Source organism: Acinetobacter sp. AKBS16, from assembly GCF_002899995.1.
GTDB lineage: Bacteria > Pseudomonadota > Gammaproteobacteria > Pseudomonadales > Moraxellaceae > Acinetobacter > Acinetobacter baumannii.
Genome location: NZ_POYH01000091.1, coordinates 12,056 through 14,156, shown reverse-complemented (window position 1 = coordinate 14,156; position 2,101 = coordinate 12,056). Strand labels below are relative to the sequence as shown.

Genomic DNA, 2,101 nt, shown 5'->3' with positions numbered 1-2,101 from the left:
CTCATAATCATTTAAGTAAGCTAAGTCATTTACAGCACCGCCACCACGAATAATCACAATCAGGTCGGGTGGAAAGTTAAAATTATTTGCCCATTGTTTTAAACCTGTTGCCAACGACTCCATAAGACTGACGGCAGCCGTATTTCCCTGAAAGGTCGCACTTTGATAAACAAAATGACAAACCCTATTTCGCTCAAGAGCATCCGCATCCTTTTTAAAGTCACCTAAACCCGCAGCATTTTGAGGAGCAATAACTAATACATTTTGTATATCAAAAGGAGTAGGGAGAAGTTTGTTCTTATGTATTAACCCTTCTTGAGTTAAACGTTCTACAATTTGTTGATAACGTTTTGCAATTTCTCCAAGTGTAAAACTTGAGTCTATTTCTTCAATATTGACTGAAAATCCATATTGTGGATCGAAACGCGCTCTAATTTTGATTAAAACGTTTAAATCACTAGCTAACTCAATACCTGTTTCACGTTCAAACTTTAGAACAATTTTACTGGCTGAAAATTTCCAGATGGTTGCTTTACAGCTTGCAATGACCTTGTCGGTGTCAGCATCTTTTTCTGCAAGCTCTAAATAATAATGTCCACCTTTAACATTTAAATTACGAATTTCCGCTCTCACCCATACAGGCTCGTCAAAAGTCAGGCGTATGATTTCCTGCACTGTACCGAGATATTCACTGAGAGAGAGCTGAGGATCAGACATATAAACTATAAATGATGGGTTGAAACTAGATAGTATAAAAGCTACCCAAGCATGGCAATTGCTGTCTATGAATAATGGGTTCTGTTTAAAATAAATACAACAATTTAGAGCGTTAAAATTGAAATTGAGGGGGCTTATTTAATTTGAGCGGATAAAAAGAAAAATTAATAAAAAGATAATTTTTAATAATTACAACCGATTAAAAAATAAAGTTTGCTTTATAGAATATATAAGCGTATAAAGCTTACTTCCAATTGCGGGGTGGAGCAGTCTGGTAGCTCGTCGGGCTCATAACCCGAAGGTCGTTGGTTCAAATCCGACCCCCGCATCCAAAATATTATGCTCTGTGATGTACTACTTTTCATGATACGAAATCATGGAAAGCAATTAGCTTATAAATAACCCTATATCAAGCTAAATATTAAATTCTAGACGAATTGTCCATACCTTAAATCTAGCGTTCTAATTAAATACCGTTAAATCACATGAGCTCAGTGATGAGTGAATGATTGTGAATATAGTAAATGAGTGGCAAATCGCCACAGCCGTAAATGGCAATGAAATTAATGTGCGGATTGTTCCTCACGTCCGTAAGCAAAACTCGCTTGATGGTTATCGTTGGGTTGAGGTTGGAAAGAAAATTCAGCTTCAAACTGGTGAAGAAATTGAGTTAAACCAAGACGGAAAAAGCTTCTATGCTGGGTTTAATCAACTTTATCGTTTAAATACATATTGTTGATAAAATCATGGTAATAAAGCAAAAAAACCTATCTCTTTTAAATGAGATAGGTTTTTTTATATCGAGAAGAAAGCTAAATAATTAAAGTTATAAAAAGACGAAAGTGATTAAAAAGCTCTTATTATTATTTTAGCTATATTTAATAACTAAATTAACCTGCTCTCCAGAACTGACGCCCCATGACCTTAAAGTTTTTTCCGTTCTCTTCGGTGACACGTCGGTCTCTAAATTTTTCATTTAAACTATGCAAAATTAAAGAGCCATCTGCCTCTTTAAAAATTTGTTTAATCATGCCTTCACCAGCAAAATAAACGGCATAGATTTCACCATCAATTACTTCTGTTTGAGAAATATCAATACCGACCAGATCACCATCTTTGATGTAATCGGTCATACTATCGCCCTTAGCTTTGATAATACGCATGCATTCCTGAGCAACACGTTTTTCTTTAAAGAATGAAGCGGGGAAAGGAATTTTTCCGTTAATTGCATCAAAATGAAATTCAATTGATTCGCCTGTACCGCAAGAAAAACTCGCTTCCACTACTTCGATCCAGACATATTGGTCTGCTGCATCGTTATTCACGACAGTAGGACTAAATACATCACTCTCTCTAAAAGAGTCTTCTGAGTTTCCTGTAGTAA

3 protein-coding genes and 1 tRNA gene are annotated in these 2,101 nt (G+C 35.6%); 2 read left to right on the top strand and 2 right to left on the bottom strand.

Features of this window, described 5'->3' with window-relative positions; genetic code table 11:
- A partial coding sequence (locus tag C1642_RS19755) for an exodeoxyribonuclease VII large subunit (RefSeq protein ID WP_228153949.1) occupies window positions 1-717 on the bottom strand: 717 nt, incomplete at its 3' end.
- Between the two features lie 255 nt (window positions 718-972).
- Here C1642_RS19755 and C1642_RS16355 point away from each other — a divergent pair.
- Both C1642_RS16355 and C1642_RS16350 read left to right on the top strand, forming a co-directional pair.
- Window positions 973-1,049 (top strand) — tRNA-Met (locus C1642_RS16355).
- Between the two features lie 173 nt (window positions 1,050-1,222).
- Complete coding sequence (locus C1642_RS16350) at window positions 1,223-1,456, top strand: transposase (RefSeq protein WP_000636785.1); 234 nt, start codon at window positions 1,223-1,225, stop codon at window positions 1,454-1,456.
- A gap of 151 nt (window positions 1,457-1,607) precedes the next feature.
- On the opposite strand, the gene C1642_RS16345 is transcribed toward C1642_RS16350, so the two are convergent.
- The coding region (locus tag C1642_RS16345) for a S24 family peptidase (RefSeq protein ID WP_228153948.1) at window positions 1,608-2,101 on the bottom strand (494 nt) is incomplete at its 5' end.